Raw genomic sequence first — 18,619 nt, 5'->3', positions numbered from 1 at the left:
AAGATTAAGTTTGAACATAGGAGGATGCTACTTTAGAGTCGTTATTAAATTCAAATCCAAAAAATCGTATACTTTTGCAGTATAAATATTATTCAATGGCAAAAAATCTAGTAATTGTTGAGTCTCCTGCCAAAGCTAAGACTATAGAAAAATTTTTAGGTAAAGACTATAAGGTAGCCTCCAGTTTTGGTCACATTGCCGACTTGCCTTCAAAAGAGTTGGGAGTTGACGTTGATAATGACTTCAAGCCCAAATATGTGGTCAATAGCGATAAAAAAGACGTGGTAAGAAAGCTTACTAAAATGTCTAAAGAGTCTGAAACAGTCTGGCTAGCAAGTGATGAAGATAGAGAAGGAGAGGCAATCGCCTGGCATTTATCGGATGAATTAAAACTTGATGCTGCGAAAACCAGACGTATCGTTTTTTCTGAGATTACGGAGTCTGCGATTAAAAATGCAATAAAAAACCCTAGAGAAATCAACTATAACCTTGTTAATGCTCAAAAGGCAAGACGGGTTTTGGACCGTCTGGTAGGCTATGAGCTTTCCCCTATTTTGTGGAGGAAGGTTAAAGGCGGGCTTTCAGCAGGAAGAGTTCAGTCAGTTTCTGTGCGATTAATAGTTGAGCGTGAACGTGAGATTATAGACTTCAGCCCTGAAGTGTTTTATAGAGTAGATGCTGAATTTGAAACGGAAAAGGGATATAGCTTTAAAGCTAAGCTTCCTAAAAATTTAGGTTCTAAAGAAGAAGTTGAAGCCTTTCTTGAAGCTCAAAAGCAAGCCAAGTTTGAAGTAAGCGATCTCACAAAAAAACCAGCTAAAAAATCTCCAGCTCCACCATTTACAACCTCTACGCTGCAACAGGAAGCAGCCAGGAAACTCTATTTTTCTGTAAGTAAGACTATGAATATGGCTCAGCGTCTTTACGAAGCTGGTCATATTACTTATATGAGAACAGACAGTGTGAATCTGTCTAATCAGGCAAAACAAAGCGCTGAAGATGAAATAAAAAGTGCTTATGGTGATAAATATCACAAAGCACGTAACTATAAAGGTAAGTCCAAGGGAGCTCAGGAAGCCCACGAAGCTATAAGACCAACCAATTTTGCTTCACATCAAATCGATGCTGAACGCGATCAGCAGAGGCTTTATGAATTGATCTGGAAACGAGGCATTGCTTCTCAGATGAGCGATGCAGCGTTGGAGAGAACAAACGTCAGAATTTCATCTGATAAAGATGAGCGTGAGTTTTCAGCCAACGGAGAGGTTGTCAAGTTTGATGGATTCCTGAAAGTCTATTTGGAAGGCAAAGACGAGGAAGATGAGGAGCAAAGCGGACTTCTGCCTGCGATGAACGTTGGAGAATCACTTCTGAATGAGTATATCCAGGCTACCGAACGCTATACGAGGCCGCCTTCTCGTTACACTGAAGCTGCGCTTGTAAAAAAACTGGAAGAATTAGGAATAGGCAGACCTTCTACTTACGCTCCAACCATTTCTACGATTCAAAATAGAAAGTATATTGAAAAAGGGAACGTGGATGGAACTGAACGAAAATACATTCAGTATACCTTCAAAAACGACGAAATCCAAACGGCAACGCTTTCAGAAAAAGTAGGAAGCGATAAGGGTAAATTAGTCCCAACCGATGTGGGAATGGTGGTGAATGATTTTTTAGTCAAGCACTTCAAAAGTATTCTCGATTATAATTTCACGGCCAAACTCGAACAGGATTTCGATGAGGTGGCAGAAGGAAATGCAAAGTGGACCAAGGTGATGAAAGATTTTTACGTTCATTTTCATCCCAATGTTTTAGATGTTGCCGCCAATGCAGACAGAGAAGTTGGTGAACGAATTTTGGGGGAAGACCCGGAAAGCGGTAAGCCTGTGAGTGCGAGGTTAGGTAGATTTGGTCCTATGGTTCAGATTGGCTCTGTAGAAGATGATGAAAAGCCACGATTTGCGAGTTTAAAACCCAGTCAGACCTTGTCTTCTGTCACTTACGAAGAAGCTATGGAGCTGTTTAAGCTTCCAAAGCAGCTGGGAGAATATGAAGGCGAAGATGTGGAGGCTAATATTGGTCGGTATGGTCCTTATGTGCGTTTTGGAAAGAAATTCGTCTCCCTGGAAAAAGGAGAAGATCCTCTGGATGTGACTTACGATCGAGCTATTGAATTGATTAAAGCCAAAGAAAAGGCAGAAGAACCCATTTATTATTATGATGACAAGGGTGTGCAGAAAGGGGTAGGTCGATTTGGTCCTTATTTAAAATGGGACGGCATGTTCATTAATGTAAACAAGAAATATGACTTCGATAACTTAAGTGAAGATGATATTGTTGAATTGATCGAGGATAAAATTCAGAAGGAGAAAGATAAATTGATTCATCACTGGGAGGAAGAAGGTATTAAGTTGGAAAAAGCAAGGTGGGGTCGTTACAAATTATCTAAAGGCAAGTCAAAAGTGGAGCTGCCTAAGACAACAGATGCTGAAGGTATGGCGCTGGATGAAGCTCAGGCCATTTTAGAAAAGAATACCAAGAAAAAGAAAAAACCTGCCAAAAAGAAAGCGGCTACTAAGTCTAAGAAGGCAACTTCTAAAACCAAAAAAACGACAACCAAAAAATCAACAAATACAAAGTCCAAATCAAAATCAAAATAATCCGAATTAAAATCAATGGAATTTGAATTTCTAGAGCCCGTTCAAGAACAATTACAGGAAGCGATTGAATCTTTTTCAAACCAAACCTTATCCCAATATATAAGTTTTTATAACGGTGAGGACGGAATTGACTTTGGGGATGTGCAGATGGCGATTCTTTGCATTAAAGAATCCCGTCATAGCGTTTACGAGAAAAAATCAGACTTTTATTTTGATGAGATCAGAACTCAGTTGTACGGGATGTATGTGGGTAACTGGGACCTGAAAATTTTAGACTTAGGCGATATATCTATGGGTGATGAGGTGTCGGACACCGCTTACGTTTTTAAATCCATTTTGTCTGAACTTTATAAGAAATCGATAGTTCCTGTTATTTTAGGAGGTAGCCAGGATTTGACCTTTTATCAATACAGGGCATACGATGGTATAAAATATATGGTCAACCTTACTTCTGCAGATCACAAATTTGATTTAGGAAATTCAGATTTACCGATGAACGGACAGTCTTATGTGGGAAAGATGATTATTGAAGAACCTTATAACCTGTTCAATTACAGCAATCTGGGTTATCAAACCTATCAGTCTCCTCTCGAAGAAATTGATTTGATGGACAGACTGTTTTTCGAAACCTTAAGGCTGGGAGAGCTTAAACAGGACTTTACAAAGGTTGAGCCTGTTTTGAGAGATACGGACTTGTTAAGTGTTGATATTTATTGTGTTAAATCTTCAGAAATTGCTGATTCTAGTCACAGAAATATTAATGGATTCAGTACATTTGACCTGTGTAAATTATCAAGATATGCAGGGATGAGTGATAAGTTGAGTTCTTATGGCATCTATGAGTTACAGGCTTTATCGCAATCTGAGGGGCTTACGCAATTAATCTCACAAATGGTATGGTACTTCATGGAGGGTTATAGTTTAAGATTAAACGAGAATGTAACCGAAAAAAGCTCAAACTTTACGAAATACAATGTTCCGATAGAGGAAGAGGTGTTGGTTTTTCTCAAAAGTGAAATATCTAATCGATGGTGGATCAAAATTCCTAATGAAAATAATAATGCCCAAAAGCCGTCGTTATTAGCATGTGATAAACAAGATTATCTAGATGCATCTGCCTCTTTGTTACCTGAGAGATGGTTGAAGGCTAAATATAAAAACAACATTTAGGTTAAATCTTTTGAGTATTAAGAAAAAATTGTTTCTTTGGGAACAGGATTTGAATATAATTTAATTAGCTATGAAAGTTTATTTTTTATCCCCTATAAGTTTCTCACTAGTATTACTGGCCTTTTTGGTAATGAGTTGTGGAAAAAATGATAAGGGTCAACTTGTTGGGGTGGAAGGGAAAAAATGGTTCCCTGAAAAACCGTATGGCATGGTTCTAGTAGAAGGCGGGTCTTTTATCATGGGGAAATCTGATGGTGATTTGGCTGCAGTTAAAAACGCACCCCCAAAAACGGTTACCGTTCCCTCATTCTATATGGATGAAACTGAAATTACTAACTCAGAATACAGGCAATTTGTAGAAAGAGTAAGAGATTCTGTTATAAGGCAAAAATTGGCTGAAGCTGCAGATTTGGCTGGAGACGGTGGTGATAATGAGGACGGTATACAGCGATTTGCTTTTAAAAACTCAAGCGATGGAGATGACGAAGAGTTAAGTGCTTTTCAAGAATTCTCAAAACACTACGATCCCCTGGATCAGGCTTTGAACTGGGATCCGGAAATTATTTGGGATCCTGCTGAATATCCAGATGAAGACTATGTTTATGTGATAGATGAGTTTTACTTGTCTGATGATCAATCCTATACAGGTCGAAGAATGCTTGATGTAACCAAGTTTAAGTATGCTTATAAAACAATAGATATTGAAGCCGCAGCAAGAACTAAGGGGAGTCGTGCCGATTTCATAACGGAAAAAGAAATAATGGTTTATCCCGATACTACAGTTTGGATAAAGGATTTTTACTATTCTTATAATGAGCCGCTTCACAATGATTATTTTTCACACACCGCTTACGATGAATATCCGGTTGTTGGAGTGACATGGAGCCAGGCTAAAGCTTTTGCCAATTGGAGAACCAAGTACCTTAACGACTATCGAAAAAAGAAAAACGAAGCAAACGTCAATTTTTTCAGACTTCCATCTGAGGCAGAATGGGAGTATGCCGCGAGAGGAGGTTTAGAAGGAGCAACTTTTCCCTGGGGAGGCCCTTATGCTAAAGATGACAGAGCATGTTTTAAGGCAAATTTTAAGCCTCTTAGAGGTGATTATGCTGCCGACAGGGCTTTGTATACTGTAGAGGCTGAGTCTTACCAGCCAAATGATTATGGCTTGTACAATATGTCTGGAAATGTTTCGGAGTGGGTGAACACGTCTTACGACCCCTCTTCTTACGAATATATGTCTTCTATGAGTCCTAATGTAAATAGCAGTAAAAATCAGAGAAAGGTGATAAGAGGTGGGTCATGGAAAGATGTAAGCTATTACCTTCAGGTAAGTACCAGAGATTACGAATATTCTGATTCAGCGAGAAGTTTTATAGGTTTTAGAACTGTTCAGGACTTTCTGGGGAATTCACTTAATTTAGATTAATACTAATCATCAATTACTATATCATGGCAAAATCAAAATCGAGAAAGAAAATAATGAGTATGGTTTATGGCCTAGGAGCGGCCATCGTTATTATAGGAGCACTATTTAAAATCCAGCACATCAGTATCGGCCCTATTACTGGTGGTTTAATGCTGACTATTGGCCTTATTACTGAAGCTGTAATTTTTACTATATCTGCCTTTGAGCCTGTAGATAAAGACCTAGACTGGTCTAAAGTATATCCGGAACTGGACAGTGCAGGTAGCTCTTCAAAAAACGAAAAGTCTCCAAATAATACAGAAGATGAACAAGGTCTTCTTTCTCAAAAGCTGGATGATATGCTTAGAGAAGCTAAAATAGATTCTCAATTGATGGAAAGTTTAGGCGATAGTATTAAGAACTTTGAAGATGCTGCCAGAAGTATCAAGCCAACGACTGACTCCATGGAATCTCAGAAAAAATATAGCGAAGAGATTACCCTAGCAGCAACACATATGGAATCTTTGAATAACTTATATAAAGTGCAGGTAGAATCTGCTTCTAAACAAGTTGAAGCTAACCAGGCTGTAACTGATAATGCAGATAGATTGAAAGAACAAATGGAATCTCTTACGGCAAACTTAAACTCTCTTAATGGGGTTTATGGAGGAATGTTGAGTGCTATGAGGCCAAAGGCTTAATTATAATCCTATAAATTTACCACTATGGCTGGAGGAAAGGAAACCCCAAGGCAGAAGATGATTAACATGATGTATTTGGTGTTTATTGCAATGTTAGCATTGAATATGTCGAAAGAAGTTTTGTCTGCATTTGGAACAATTAATGAGTCTTTAGAAGATACCAACACCAATTTTGAACAGAAAAATAATGATGCACTTGAGTATCTCGAAGTGAAGGCATCTGAGTCTCCTGAACAATTTGCTGAGGTAAAACAAAAAGCTGATGAAGTTTCTTCAGCAACTTCAGAATTATTTACCTATTTCGCAGATATAAAAGAAGGTATGTATAATTCTGTTGAAGATCCAAAAGATTATGAATCGATGGATAAATCTGCTTATGTAGATGAATTATTCGTAAAGGGAGAAAAACTTACACCAGCAGGTGAAGAGTTTTTAGCTAAAATGAGAGCCTATAAAGATAAAATGAACCAGGTTTTAGGCGGTAATGCTAAATATGAAGGGTACTTGTCCACTATCAATGATAAATTCAGTGGTGACCCAGTAACTCCAGAGGCTGGTGTTAAAGGGGCAAAAGTAAATTACGTAAGACATCATTTTGCTGGATATCCACTCATATCATCAATTACTAAAATAACTAATTTACAAAACAATTTAAAAATCCTTGAAAATGAAATTTTATCCTCTATGCTGTCTGGGCAATTAACTCAAATCGCATCTATGGATAATTATTCAACCCTTCTACAAACCGAAAGAGGGGCTTACTATCAGGGCGATAAATTCAATGGCTCTATTGTATTAGGAAGGACCGATGAGTCAACTAAACCTAACGAAGTTAATTTGACTTTGGATGGAAGAAAGTTATCAGACTCCGACTATACAATTAAAGATGGAAGAGTTGTTTTAAATATAAATGCAGGTCAGGCTGGTGAACATATAATTGCCGGTAATCTTATTTTCGATCAGGATGGAAAACCGATTAAAGTTCCTGTGAAACAATCTTTTTCTGTCATTCCGAAACCGAATCAGGCTATTGTTTCTGCTGATAAAATGAACGTTGTTTATAGGGGAATCGAAAATCCAATAACAGTCTCTATGCCTGGTGTTCCCGGGAATAAAGTTGACGCAAGTGCACCTGGTCTGAGACAAGTACAGGGTTCTCAATATGTGATGGTTCCAAAAACAGGGACTGAAGTTAAAATAAATGTTATTGGGGAAATTGACGGGAAAAAATTTCCATCCTCAGCTACTTTTAGAATTAAAAGCTTACCAAGACCAACTCCAACCGTAAGAGGGCAAATACAGGAAGGTGCAGCTATACAAATGCCTAAAAACGCTTTGAAAGTTTCACCTGTCGGTGCGACTTTTGAAAACTTTGATTTTGATATAAATCCCGTAGTCAAACAATTTACGCTGAGTATTCCTGGTCAACCTTCTGTGGTTGTAAATGGCAATAGGCTCAACCAAAGAGCACAAGGCTTATTAGATTTAGCTAAGGCTGGAGATATCATACAAATTTTTGATATCAAAGCAGATGTTCCTGGGGTTAACGTTAAAAACATGCCAGCCATATTGGTACAATTAACTAATTAAATTAAGATGATGAGGTATTCCAGTTTTAAATTTTTAATAGGTACACTACTTGCTTTAAGCGGGAGTTCCGCTTTAGCGCAATCGAATATTTTAAATGCAACCAAGCCATCTCAGGTAGGGGTTCTTACAGAAAATCAAAAAATAGCAAATGACGACAAGCCTCTCGAATACGGTTATGTTGGCGATAATGACATTTTATGGTCTAAAGTAGTATGGGAAAAAATAGATTTAAGACAAAAAGTCAACTTCCCTCTTTTATATCCTACTCAGGACAACTCATTTTCTTCAGACAGACGGTCGTTATATAAGGTTCTATTGGATGCTATAGAGCTGGGCTCGAAAGACTCAACTGCTGCAAAAGCTATAACTGAAGTCTATGCGACAAGTTATTTTAATAAGAGAAAAACATACAATGAGATTTTAGCATCTACCAAATCTGTCTTCTTGCCAGATGTTGCTTTAGATATTCTAGGCCAATATGGAGTTACAGGAACCGAAAATGTTCAGCAATTTATCAACAGGTCTTTAGCAGGGACGCTTTCAGATTATCCACAGCTGTATTCTGAAGAACTCATCGCACAGATGGAGCCTTATTTGATTCCTACCGAAATCACCAGTGGAAAAATTTTGGAATATCACATTAAAGGAATCTGGTATTTTGATAATATGCGCAGTGAATTAAGATACAGGTTACTCGGTATTGCGCCTGCCGGCTACGACATACAAAGTCAAAACCCAAGTTTTACCGGGGATGCCCAAATCGTCCCTTATTTTTGGGTTTGGTTTCCGTCTTCCAGATATCCATTGCACCAGGCCAAAGTTTTGAATGATGAAAATAGTTCCGTGCCTTTTAGCTTCGATCATCTTTTGAATTCCAGACGATTCGACTCCTTTATTTATAAAACTCAAAACGTTTATGAAGACAGAGAGGTTGACGAATACATACAGGACAATGCATTGCTTCAGTTATTAGAGTCACAAAGAATAGAAGAAGAGATTAGAAACTTTGAATTGGATATGTGGAGTTATTAATTCCATCTTAATTTAAAACTATAAATTAGCCCTTGCTTTATGCAGGGGTTTTTTTATGAAATAAGCCATATCAATTAATTGATATGGCTCAGGGTCAATAAGACCTAACCTTTGAAAAACAATAAATTTGAACAGATGAAAGATGTTTTGGTAGTTGGATTTGGGATTGCGGGTTTAACGGTTGCTAAGCAGCTTGAGAGCCGGTCAAAGTCCTTTGATATTTTAGCTGATGAAAGTCAGCATTCTTCTAAGGTAGCCGGTGGAGTTCTGAACCCTGTAGCTCTTAAGCGGTATAATTTAGCATGGAATGCAGAGCGGTTTATGCCAGAGGCTATTGAATTTTATAATCAGTTCAATTCTGCTTCTGGAGAAACCTACTTTAATTCACTACCTGTTTATAAACTATTTTCTTCTGTTGAAGATCAGAACAATTGGATTGTCGCTTCAGATCAGCTTCAGCTTGAACCTTTTCTGAATCCGAGAATTCAGAAATTAGATAGTGCAGTTCAGGCTAATTTTAAAGCTGGAGAAGTGCTTCAGTCCCATTTGCTTCATCTTAAGTCATTAATCGAAACTGAAAAAGCCCGATACGTAGATTCTTTGCAATTTATTTCTCAAACACTGAATTATGAAGCTCTAAAAATCAGTAATAAAAAAATTTCGTACAAGTCTAAAGAATACAAGTCTGTTATTTTTTGTGAAGGCTATGGAGTTGTAAATAATCCATTTTTCAACTGGCTCCCGATTTATGGTAACAAAGGAGAATATTTAATTTTTAAAGCTCAGGATCTGAAGTCGAATGATTCCATTCTTAAATCCAAAAATTTCATCATTCCTCTGGGCAATGACCTTTATAAGTACGGAGCAACCTATTCCAGAGCACACTTAAACGATAGTCCTACTCAAGATGCTCGCCTTGAACTTGAAGCTAAACTTTCTGAAATGCTAGAATGTGACTTTGAGGTTGTTGATCAGGTTGCAGGAGTCAGACCTACGGTGAGGGACAGAAAGCCTGTTGTAGGTTCGCATCCAGACTATGAAAATTTATTTATCCTTAATGGTTTTGGCAGCAGAGGTGTTATGGCTGCGCCTGGTTTATCGAAAAAACTGGTTGATTATATTTTTGAAGGTAAAGACATCGACAAAGAAATTAACCTTAATCGGTTTCTGAAGTTTTATGTTTAGCGTCCTCATCGTAAGACAGAAATAAATTGATCCATATATTTCTGGATAACCTCATAATGATAGGGCCTAGAAGTACCAAGACCACAATTATGGATATAAACGATGGTACAACCTGCAGTCCGATGAGAAAATAAGAGGTAAGAAATGCGGCTACAGCAAAGGCAACGCCTAGGCCATAACTTATATACATAGCTCCATAAAAAAAGGAAGGTTCGATCTTAAACTTAGTGTTGCAGACCGAACACCTCTCGTGCATCTCGTAAATTTTACTCAACTTATAAGGGTTTGGTTCTTTGTACATTTTTCCTTCGTGACATACGGGACATTTTCCTGTAAACACGCTATATAATTTTGATCCTTTAAGCATTTTGAATAAAATTTAGCTTTACAGTGCAAAAATACCAATATTTGCAAAAATTTCAGGTAACATATGCTACACATTCATAACCTTTCTATTTCATTTGGAGGAGAGTATCTTTTTAAGGAGATCAGCTTTAAGCTGAGCGCGGGAAATAGGGTAGGTCTTATCGGTAAAAACGGAGCTGGAAAATCGACTATGCTCAAGATTATCTCTGGCGAAATGCCGTTAGATACAGGTCAGATTGCTAAGGATAAAGAGATCGATATCGGTTTTCTGAAACAAGATATCGATTTTGAAGAAGGAAGAACTGTTTTGGAGGAAGCCTATGAAGCTTTTGAAGCTATCAAAAGCCTGGAGTCAAAACTGGAGTATATCAACGAGCAGTTGGTAGAGCGAACCGATTATGAAAGCGAAGGCTATAATCAATTGATGATTGACCTGAACGATTACCAACATCAGTATGAAATACTGGGAGGGTACAATTATCAGGGTGAAACCGAAAGGGTTTTAAAAGGACTCGGGTTCACAACCTCAGATTTTGATAAGCTTACCGACACTTTTTCCGGAGGCTGGAGAATGCGTATCGAGCTGGCTAAGTTACTGCTGCAAAGCAATGATATTCTTCTTTTGGATGAGCCTACCAACCATCTGGATATAGAAAGTATTCTATGGTTAGAAAGCTTCCTGCAGAACTTTCCGGGCTGCGTGGTGATTGTTTCTCACGATAAGATGTTTCTGGATAACGTAACCAACAGAACCATTGAGTTGTCTCTGGGTCAGATATACGATTACAATAAACCTTATTCTAAATTCAAAGTTTTAAGGGAAGAATTACGCGAGCAACAGCTTGCCGCTCAAAAAAATCAGCAGAAAGAAATCGAACAAACCGAAAAGCTGATCAGCAAATTTAGAGCTAAAGCCAACAAAGCGTCTATGGCGCAATCCCTCATTAAAAAGCTGGAAAAGACCGAGGTCATCGAAGTTGATGAGGAAGACAATCAGGTGATGAACGTGAAATTTACCAGTTCCAAAAGCCCTGGTAAAGTGGTGATTGAAGCCGAAGATTTATCAAAGTCATTTGGAGAAGACACTGTCTTTAAGGATGTGGATTTCTTAATCGAACGAAATTCTAAAATTGCGTTTGTTGGGCAGAACGGACAGGGAAAGTCTACTTTGGCTAAAATTATAGTTGGTGAACTCGAGCACGGTGGAAGCCTCAAACTCGGGCACAATGTGGAAATCGGCTATTTTGCTCAAAACCAGGCAGAATATCTGGATGGAAACAAGACTGTTCTGGATACTATGATAGATGCAGCCAACGAGAGCAACAGAAGCCGGGTGCGTGATATACTGGGCTCCTTTTTATTCAGAGGGGATGATGTGACGAAATTTGTCAAGGTGCTTTCTGGTGGGGAAAGAAACCGTTTAGCGCTTGCTAAAATGTCTTTATCTCCCTTTAATGTGCTGATTATGGATGAGCCTACCAACCACCTGGACATTCAATCTAAAAACGTCTTAAAATCGGCACTCAACAATTTTGAAGGTACGTTAATTCTGGTGTCTCACGATAGAGATTTTCTACAGGGTTTAGCTGATTCTATATATGAATTCAGAAACAACACAGTGAAAGAATTCCTTGGCGATATCAACGATTATTTGAAATACAGAGCCCTGGAATCGATGAGAGAAGTCGAGAAAAAGGATAAGAAGGCGAAGGAAGCAAAAGCGGAGTCCTCCAGCAAAAACGACTATGAATATCAGAAAAAACAAAAGTCTCTTCAGAATAAGCTAAGCGGAGTAGAGTCTAAGATTTCAAAACTTGAAAAAGAGGTGAAAGAACTGGATAAGCAGTTAGAGCTCAATTACGAAGAAACCATCCAAAAAGAAAAATTCTTTGAAAACTACAATGCCAAAAAAAGCAAGCTGGAAACGCTGATGAAGTCCTGGGAAGAGCTTCAGATTAAAATCGAAGAATTATAAAAACAGTCTTTAACTTTTCACCTTTATCAGGGTCTTAATTTTATCATGAGAAAAGTAATTTTATCAGCCTTAGGGTTTATAGTCATCGTTTTAGCAGTGTTTGTTGCCAAATACATCATAGACAGTAACGTAAAAGAGAAACCTGAAAATATTCAGATGGAGAAGCCTGTCATGGTCTATACTGTAGACAATAAGACAAATTCTGTTCAGCTCTCCACTAATGGAACTGTCATGGCTCTCAACAAATTTGAAATCTTTGCTGAGGTAGAAGGCGTGTTTTTAAAGAGTTCCAAAAACTTTAGGCCCGGTCAGTACTATAAAAAAGGGGAGCTTCTTATTCAAATCAACGACAGGGAATTTGTAGCCAACGTACAAGCCGTCAAGAGCGCTTTTTACAGTTCATTATCCTCTATTATGCCAGATTTAAGACTCGATTATACAGCTATTTACCCCAAGTGGAAAGCCTATTTAGATGAGTTTTCGATGAATTCGGCAACCCCAAAACTACCTGAGTTCGAAACTGATAAAGAGCGGTATTTTATAACAGGCAGGAATATCCTGTCAGATTATTATAGCCTTAAAAATCTGGAAGAGCGTTTGTCAAAATTCAGTCTTAGAGCTCCTTTTGATGGCGTTCTGACTGAAGCTTTAGTCAACGAGGGAACGCTGGTGAGGCCAGGTCAAAAACTTGGAGAATTTGTAGATCCTTCGGTTTACGAATTGATGATAGCCTTAAAACAAGACTATATCAAGTACATAGATATTGGCAATAAAGTTGAAATGCGTCCTTTAGGAGAACAAGAAACTTTTGAAGGTGAAATCACAAGGATCAATGCTCAGATCGATCAAAGCTCACAAAGCGTTCAGGTTTTTATTCGATTTCAAAACGAAGACGCTAAAGAAGGCATGTATCTGGAGGCTATTATAGAAGCAAATACTATAGAGAATTCTGTTCAAATTCCACGGGAGCTTATCGTGAATAAATCAAAAGTTTACGCAGTAGAGGATGGGTTATTGAAATTGATAGAGGTCACACCAGTTCATTATAACAAAGAACAGGTGATTGTTCAGGGTATCCCAGACGGTGCCAAAATATTATCTGGAGTTGTTCCGGGAGCCTATTCAGGAATGAAAGTTTCAGTAGAAAAAGAAGAATCTTTGTAAGACCAGTATTGTGAGAAAACTCATTTCCTATTTTATAAAATATGACGTCGCCGTCAACGTCATCATTCTTGCGTTTGTCATTTTTGGTATCGCAGGTGCATTAAGTCTAAAGTCTTCATTTTTTCCTCTGGTAGACTCCAAAATCATTCAGATCTCTGTGACCTATCCGGGCTCCGCACCCGAAGAAATAGAAGAAGGCATCATTCTGAAAATAGAGGATAACCTCAAAGGTCTTGAGGGGATAGACCGAGTGACTTCTGTTGCCAGAGAAAGCGGAGGTTCTATTACTGTAGAAATTGAGCAGGACGAGGACATTGATGTGATGCTTACCGAAGTTAAAAATGCAGTAGATCGTGTGCCTACCTTTCCTGCGGGTATGGAGCCGCTGGTTGTCGCTAAACAAGAAAATATAAGGCAGACCATTGATTTTGCTATTTCCGGTGACAATGTTCCTCTGAAAACACTTAAAGAAATCAGTTATCAAATCGAGTCTGATCTTAGGCAATTTGATGGGATTTCTCAAATAAACATCACAGGTTTTCCAAATGAAGAAATTGAGATTTCTCTATCTCAGGATAAGCTTTTGGCCTATAATCTCACTTTTGAAGAAGTTGCCCGTAAGGTGGCTCAGAATAATATTCTAACCACGGGTGGTACGATTAAAACTTCTGCAGAGGACTATCTGATAAGAGCAAATCAAAGAGAATATTACGCAGACGCCCTCAATGATATAGTCATAAGATCTGATGCCGATGGCAATACGGTAAGGTTATCTGATATTGCTGAAGTCAAAGACCAGTTTGAGGACACAGCCAACGTTTCTTTTTTCAATGGAAATGTATCTGTGAATATATCCATCAGTAATACCAATTCTGAAGATCTTATTTCTACAGCAGATAAAGTTAATGTGTATGTAGAAGAGTTTAACAAGAAAAACAACAACGTCCAGCTTGATGTGATAAGCGATAGTTCTATAAGGCTTAATCAAAGAACACAGCTTCTTTTGGAGAATGGAGCAGTTGGAATAGTCCTGGTTTTATTTTTTCTTTCCTTATTCTTAAATACCCGCCTGGCATTTTGGGTGTCTTTTGGACTTCCTGTTGCCTTTCTGGGGATGTTTGTTTTTGCCGGGCTATTCAGCGTGACGATCAATGTGCTTTCTTTGTTTGGGATGATTATCGTTATCGGTATTCTGGTGGATGACGGGATTGTGATTTCAGAAAATATTTACCAGCATTACGAGCGAGGTAAAAAACCTATTCAGGCGGCTATAGACGGCACGATGGAAGTTTTGCCTCCAGTTATTTCTGCCATTATCACAACGGTTTTAGCCTTTACCACGTTTTTATTTCTGGACAGCAGAATTGGCGAATTTTTTAGTGAAGTCTCTACGGTGGTTATTTTAACCCTGGTTGTTTCACTGATTGAGGCTTTTATCATTTTACCAGCTCACATTGCGCATTCCAAAGCTTTAGTCAGGGACGCAGACTTGAAAAATGAAAACGATGGTTTTTTCAAAAGGGCGTTTAGGAAATTGAGATCTATCAACAAAATCGGGGATAAAATCATGAGATTTCTAAGGGACAGACTGTATGCACCAGTCTTATTGTTTTCTTTAAAAAATCAGATTTTTTCGCTATCCATCATTCTTGCTTTATTTATCATAACCATTGGTTCAATAGGTGGAAATATAATCAGGATTACCTTATTCCCGAGTATTGCCAGTGATCAGGTTTCTATAGATTTATTGATGGCTGAGGGCGTTAATCCAGCTAAAACAGATTCTATCATTTCCTATATTGAAGCAGCGGCCTGGAGGGTAAATGAAGATTTTTCCGAACGTCAATCTGGAAATAAGCAGGTCGTGGAGAATATCATCAAAAGAGTAGGGCCAGGGAATAATAAAGCCTCTCTTCAGGTAAATCTTTTGCCAGGTGAAGAACGCGATTTCCCTTCTTCTGAAATTACCAATGCTATTAGAGATGAAGCAGGCACTGTTTTGGGCGTAGAAAATTTAACCTTTGGCTCTGGAGGAAATTTCGGAGGCTCACCTGTGTCGGTGTCTTTGCTGGGCAATAACATACAAGAGCTACAGGCGGCTAAAGAAGCCCTCAAAAAGGAGATGGAAGACAATCCGCTGCTGAAGGATGTTTCCGATTCAGATCCTGAAGGGATTAAGGAAATCGATATTACCTTAAAAGACAATGCCTATGCCTTAGGCTTAGATTTATCTGAGGTCATGCGTCAGGTAAGAAATGGATTTTTTGGCGCTTCGGCTCAGCGTTTTCAGAGAGGACAGGATGAAATTCGAGTTTGGGTAAGGTATAATTTAGAAAACAGATCCTCCATTTCCAACCTTGAGGATATGCGTATAACGACGCCTTCCGGCAGCAGAGTGGCTTTTTCTGAAATCGCTACTTACGAAATTTCAAGGGGAACAGAATCTATAAGTCATTTGGATGGGCAACGGGAAATACAAGTAAACGCAGATATGGAAGATCCCAACGGGAGTTCTACTGAAATTCTTGCCAATATCCAAAATAACATCATGCCCACTCTTTTGAATAAATACCAATCCCTTTCGGTCTCTTATGGAGGGCAGAATCGGGAAGCTGGTAAATTATCAAATTCAGCTAAAGGCGTTTTGCCTATTATTTTGTTTTTGATCTATGCGACAATCGCCTTTACATTTAGAAGCTACAGTCAGCCATTCATACTTATACTACTGGTGCCGTTCAGTATTATAGGTGTAGCCTGGGGACATTACATTCACGGGTTTCCTATCAATGTGTTATCGGCTTTAGGAATTATTGCGCTTATAGGAATTATGGTAAATGATGGCCTGGTGCTGATAGGCAGATTCAACAATAATATACGAGATGGTCTCTCATTTGATGAGGCTATCTTTAATGCGGGAAAGTCAAGGTTCAGAGCTATTTTCTTGACCTCATTAACCACTATTGCTGGTCTGGCACCACTCATATTTGAAAAAAGCAGACAGGCCCAATTTTTAAAACCTATGGCCATTTCGATTGCTTACGGTATTGGGATTGCAACGGTGCTAACACTTATTTTGTTGCCTATTTTCTTGTCCATAAGCAATTACATCAAGCTTGGGGCAAAATGGATTCCGAAGGGAGAACTAGCAGATAGAGTGACCTTAGAAAGAGCTTATAAAGAACAACAAGACGAAAAAGCACATGAGGATGAAAAGTAAATTAGTCATTTTTTTTGTTTTTGTAGCGACGTGTCTTTCAGCACAGGAGATGAGAAAGGATACCCTGTTAGATAAGAATCAAGCTATTGATTTGGTCCTCAGAAACAACTTTGATATTGAAGTTTCTGAAAATAATCTTGAAATCGCCGATAACAACCAGGGGATTTTGAACTCGGGGTATTTACCAACGCTTTCTTCCAGGTTTGGCTATGATTTCAGCCTTCAGGATCGACTCGCTGAGGTGGAAGGCCGTGAGCCTATAGACCAAAACGACTTGGAAACCCGGAGCTATAGAGCTAGTCTGGATTTAAACTATACCATTTTTGACGGGCTAGGTCGCTTATATAACTTCAAAAGTCTAAAAGAACAGTACAATCTATCAGAATTGGAAGTGAGGGAAACCATAGAAAATACCTTAATCCAAATGTTTACGGTATACTACGAAGTGGCCAGGCTCTATGAGAACCTTCAGATTTTGGAACAGACCATGGAAATCTCAAATGACAGAGTTAAACGTTCCAATTATCAGTTTGAATTTGGACAAAGTTCTAAACTCATTGTTCTAAATGCTGAAGTGGATGCTGCCAACGATAGCATCAATCTTATAGATGCAAGACAAAACCTTGAAAACACGCGACGTGATTTGATGCTGATTTTAAATACTGAATTCGAAAACGATTTTAAAGTCGATACTCTGGTCAATTTTATTCCAGAATTACTGATTTCTAAATACATTGAAAAAGCTGAAGAAAACAACGTTTCTTTACTCAAAGTGGAAAGAAATCTCACTATAAGTGATTACGACATCAAAATCAGCAGAGCGGGATACTTTCCACAGGTCGATTTGTTTGGTTCTTATGGTTGGAACAGAAACATAAGTCCGGAATCTCCGTTTTTTCCGGGTTCTACTCAAACTCTGGAAGGCGTATCTGCAGGAGTGAGCCTGTCCTGGGATTTATTTGATGGCGGACAAACAGCAGTTAGAGTACAAAATGCAAAAGTGGACTACAAGACTCAGGAAGTATTGAAGGATCAGATCAAGTTTCAGGTCAAACGTGATATTTCCAATGCTTTCAATAACTACAAAAACCGATTGTATATTTATGAGTTACAGGAGCAAAACGTGATTACCAACACAAATAATTTCGAGCGTTCCAAAGAGCAGTTTAGCATAGGTCAGATTACTTCTATCGAATTTAGACAAGCACAAATCAATTTGATAAATGCCCAGACAAGTCGTAATTTAGCCAAATACGATGCAAAAATCGCAGAATTGCAATTGTTGCAACTTACAGGACAACTTCTTAATATCGACTTTTAATGTTTGAACATCACTTTCAGTGCCCGTATTGCTGGGAAGATATCAGCATGCTGCTAGACCCTTCGGTGAGGCAACAAACCTATGTGGAAGACTGCGAGGTCTGCTGCAATCCTATTGAAGTCAGTGTGCGTTTTGAGGACGAAGAACTTCAGGAATTCAGGGCTGAAGATATTGAGCAATAAAAGTTCATGTTTTATTTTGTAGAATTGATAATTCGACTTATATTTGCAGTCCGATATTGATAAAACATGTACAAACATATATCACGGGGTAGAGTCCCGATAGATATCGGGAGTAGCTCGTTGGGCTCATATCCGCCTGAGGCGGATACAGGTTCGAGAGTTAAGATTAAAGGAAGTTCTAAAAAATATTGTAAACATATATCGCGGGGTAGAGCAGCAGGTAGCTCGTCGGGCTCATATCCGCCTGAGGCGGACACAGGTTTGAGAGTTAAGATTAAAGGAAGTTCTAAAAAATATTGTAAACATATATCGCGGGGTAGAGTCCCGATAGATATCGGGAGTAGCTCGTCGGGCTCATATCCGCCTGAGGCGGATACAGGTTTGAGAGTTAAGATTAAAGGAAGTTCTAAAAAATATTGTAAACATATATCGCGGGGTAGAGCAGCAGGTAGCTCGTCGGGCTCATATCCGCCCAAGGCGGACACAAGTTCGAGAGTTAATATTAAAGAAAGTTCTAAAACACATTATAAACATATATCGCGGGGTAGAGCAGCAGGTAGCTCGTCGGGCTCATAACCCGAAGGTCACTGGTTCGAGTCCAGTCCCCGCTACTACATTAATACCAAGTAAATCAACGGATTGTCTACC

General features: G+C 38.7%; 13 protein-coding genes and 1 tRNA gene. 13 read left to right on the top strand and 1 reads right to left on the bottom strand.

All coding sequences use genetic code 11. The features are described 5' to 3' along the window. Positions 1-95 precede the first annotated feature (95 nt). From topA to LB450_RS08725, 7 genes are all read left to right on the top strand, one after another. Positions 96-2,660 carry a type I DNA topoisomerase gene (topA, locus tag LB450_RS08755; RefSeq protein ID WP_224487543.1) on the top strand — a complete coding sequence of 855 codons (2,565 nt, stop codon included), beginning with the start codon at positions 96-98 and terminating at the stop codon, positions 2,658-2,660. 15 nt (positions 2,661-2,675) lie between these two features. Next, positions 2,676-3,830 (top strand): formimidoylglutamase, encoded by a 1,155-nt coding sequence (locus LB450_RS08750; RefSeq protein WP_224487542.1) that lies wholly within the window; start codon positions 2,676-2,678, stop codon positions 3,828-3,830. A gap of 70 nt (positions 3,831-3,900) precedes the next feature. Further along, entirely contained in the window at positions 3,901-5,259 is a 1,359-nt protein-coding gene (gene porK, locus LB450_RS08745) for a T9SS ring complex lipoprotein PorK/GldK (protein ID WP_224487541.1), read from the top strand. A 23-nt stretch (positions 5,260-5,282) separates the two neighbouring features. Further along, positions 5,283-5,939 carry a type IX secretion system motor protein PorL/GldL gene (gene porL / locus LB450_RS08740; RefSeq protein WP_224487540.1) on the top strand — a complete coding sequence of 219 codons (657 nt, stop codon included), beginning with the start codon at positions 5,283-5,285 and terminating at the stop codon, positions 5,937-5,939. Between the two features lie 24 nt (positions 5,940-5,963). Continuing rightward, positions 5,964-7,529, top strand: coding sequence for a type IX secretion system motor protein PorM/GldM (porM, locus tag LB450_RS08735; protein WP_224487539.1), 1,566 nt, complete (start codon positions 5,964-5,966; stop codon positions 7,527-7,529). A 9-nt stretch (positions 7,530-7,538) separates the two neighbouring features. Further along, positions 7,539-8,561: a type IX secretion system ring subunit PorN/GldN gene (gene porN / locus LB450_RS08730; protein WP_224487538.1), complete on the top strand. Its 1,023-nt coding sequence runs from the start codon at positions 7,539-7,541 to the stop codon at positions 8,559-8,561. A gap of 111 nt (positions 8,562-8,672) precedes the next feature. Beyond that, positions 8,673-9,746, top strand: coding sequence for an NAD(P)/FAD-dependent oxidoreductase (locus tag LB450_RS08725; RefSeq protein ID WP_224487537.1), 1,074 nt, complete (start codon positions 8,673-8,675; stop codon positions 9,744-9,746). Here LB450_RS08725 and LB450_RS08720 read toward each other — a convergent pair. After that, a complete protein-coding gene (locus LB450_RS08720) occupies positions 9,718-10,113 on the bottom strand; it encodes a DUF983 domain-containing protein (protein WP_224487536.1) in 396 nt (131 codons plus the stop codon). The genes LB450_RS08725 and LB450_RS08720 overlap by 29 nt on opposite strands. Positions 10,114-10,176: 63 nt before the next feature. Here LB450_RS08720 and LB450_RS08715 point away from each other — a divergent pair, with 63 nt between their 5' ends. The 6 genes from LB450_RS08715 to LB450_RS08690 all read left to right on the top strand — a co-directional run bounded on the left by LB450_RS08715 (position 10,177) and on the right by LB450_RS08690 (position 18,582). Continuing rightward, a complete protein-coding gene (locus LB450_RS08715; RefSeq protein ID WP_224487535.1) occupies positions 10,177-12,087 on the top strand; it encodes an ABC-F family ATP-binding cassette domain-containing protein in 1,911 nt (636 codons plus the stop codon). 45 nt (positions 12,088-12,132) lie between these two features. Next, positions 12,133-13,251, top strand: coding sequence for an efflux RND transporter periplasmic adaptor subunit (locus LB450_RS08710; protein WP_224487534.1), 1,119 nt, complete (start codon positions 12,133-12,135; stop codon positions 13,249-13,251). 10 nt (positions 13,252-13,261) lie between these two features. Next, positions 13,262-16,468, top strand: a complete 3,207-nt coding sequence (locus LB450_RS08705) for an efflux RND transporter permease subunit (RefSeq protein WP_224487533.1) — start codon at positions 13,262-13,264, stop codon at positions 16,466-16,468. Further along, positions 16,458-17,789, top strand: coding sequence for a TolC family protein (locus LB450_RS08700; RefSeq protein WP_224487532.1), 1,332 nt, complete (start codon positions 16,458-16,460; stop codon positions 17,787-17,789). Before LB450_RS08705 ends, LB450_RS08700 begins: the two co-directional genes overlap by 11 nt. After that, positions 17,789-17,971: a CPXCG motif-containing cysteine-rich protein gene (locus LB450_RS08695; RefSeq protein WP_224487531.1), complete on the top strand. Its 183-nt coding sequence runs from the start codon at positions 17,789-17,791 to the stop codon at positions 17,969-17,971. Before LB450_RS08700 ends, LB450_RS08695 begins: the two co-directional genes overlap by 1 nt. A 538-nt stretch (positions 17,972-18,509) precedes the next feature. After that, positions 18,510-18,582, top strand: a tRNA-Met gene (locus LB450_RS08690). The last annotated feature ends 37 nt before the right edge of the window (positions 18,583-18,619 follow it).

Source organism: Psychroflexus curvus (assembly GCF_020164585.1).
Lineage (GTDB): Bacteria > Bacteroidota > Bacteroidia > Flavobacteriales > Flavobacteriaceae > Psychroflexus > Psychroflexus curvus.
Note: the sequence above shows the minus strand (reverse complement) of the source record. Positions and strands in the feature narration are given on the sequence as shown.

Excerpts from the sequence above, each read along its gene's own strand:
- LB450_RS08715 (WP_224487535.1), top strand. The coding sequence starts at position 10,177 with ATGCTACACATTCATAACCTTTCTATTTCATTTGGAGGAGAGTATCTT.
- LB450_RS08720 (WP_224487536.1), bottom strand. The coding sequence starts at position 10,113 with ATGCTTAAAGGATCAAAATTATATAGCGTGTTTACAGGAAAATGTCCC.
- LB450_RS08710 (WP_224487534.1), top strand. The coding sequence starts at position 12,133 with ATGAGAAAAGTAATTTTATCAGCCTTAGGGTTTATAGTCATCGTTTTA.
- LB450_RS08695 (WP_224487531.1), top strand. The coding sequence starts at position 17,789 with ATGTTTGAACATCACTTTCAGTGCCCGTATTGCTGGGAAGATATCAGC.
- porK (WP_224487541.1), top strand. The coding sequence starts at position 3,901 with ATGAAAGTTTATTTTTTATCCCCTATAAGTTTCTCACTAGTATTACTG.
- porN (WP_224487538.1), top strand. The coding sequence starts at position 7,539 with ATGAGGTATTCCAGTTTTAAATTTTTAATAGGTACACTACTTGCTTTA.
- porL (WP_224487540.1), top strand. The coding sequence starts at position 5,283 with ATGGCAAAATCAAAATCGAGAAAGAAAATAATGAGTATGGTTTATGGC.
- LB450_RS08750 (WP_224487542.1), top strand. The coding sequence starts at position 2,676 with ATGGAATTTGAATTTCTAGAGCCCGTTCAAGAACAATTACAGGAAGCG.
- porM (WP_224487539.1), top strand. The coding sequence starts at position 5,964 with ATGGCTGGAGGAAAGGAAACCCCAAGGCAGAAGATGATTAACATGATG.
- topA (WP_224487543.1), top strand. The coding sequence starts at position 96 with ATGGCAAAAAATCTAGTAATTGTTGAGTCTCCTGCCAAAGCTAAGACT.
- LB450_RS08700 (WP_224487532.1), top strand. The coding sequence starts at position 16,458 with ATGAAAAGTAAATTAGTCATTTTTTTTGTTTTTGTAGCGACGTGTCTT.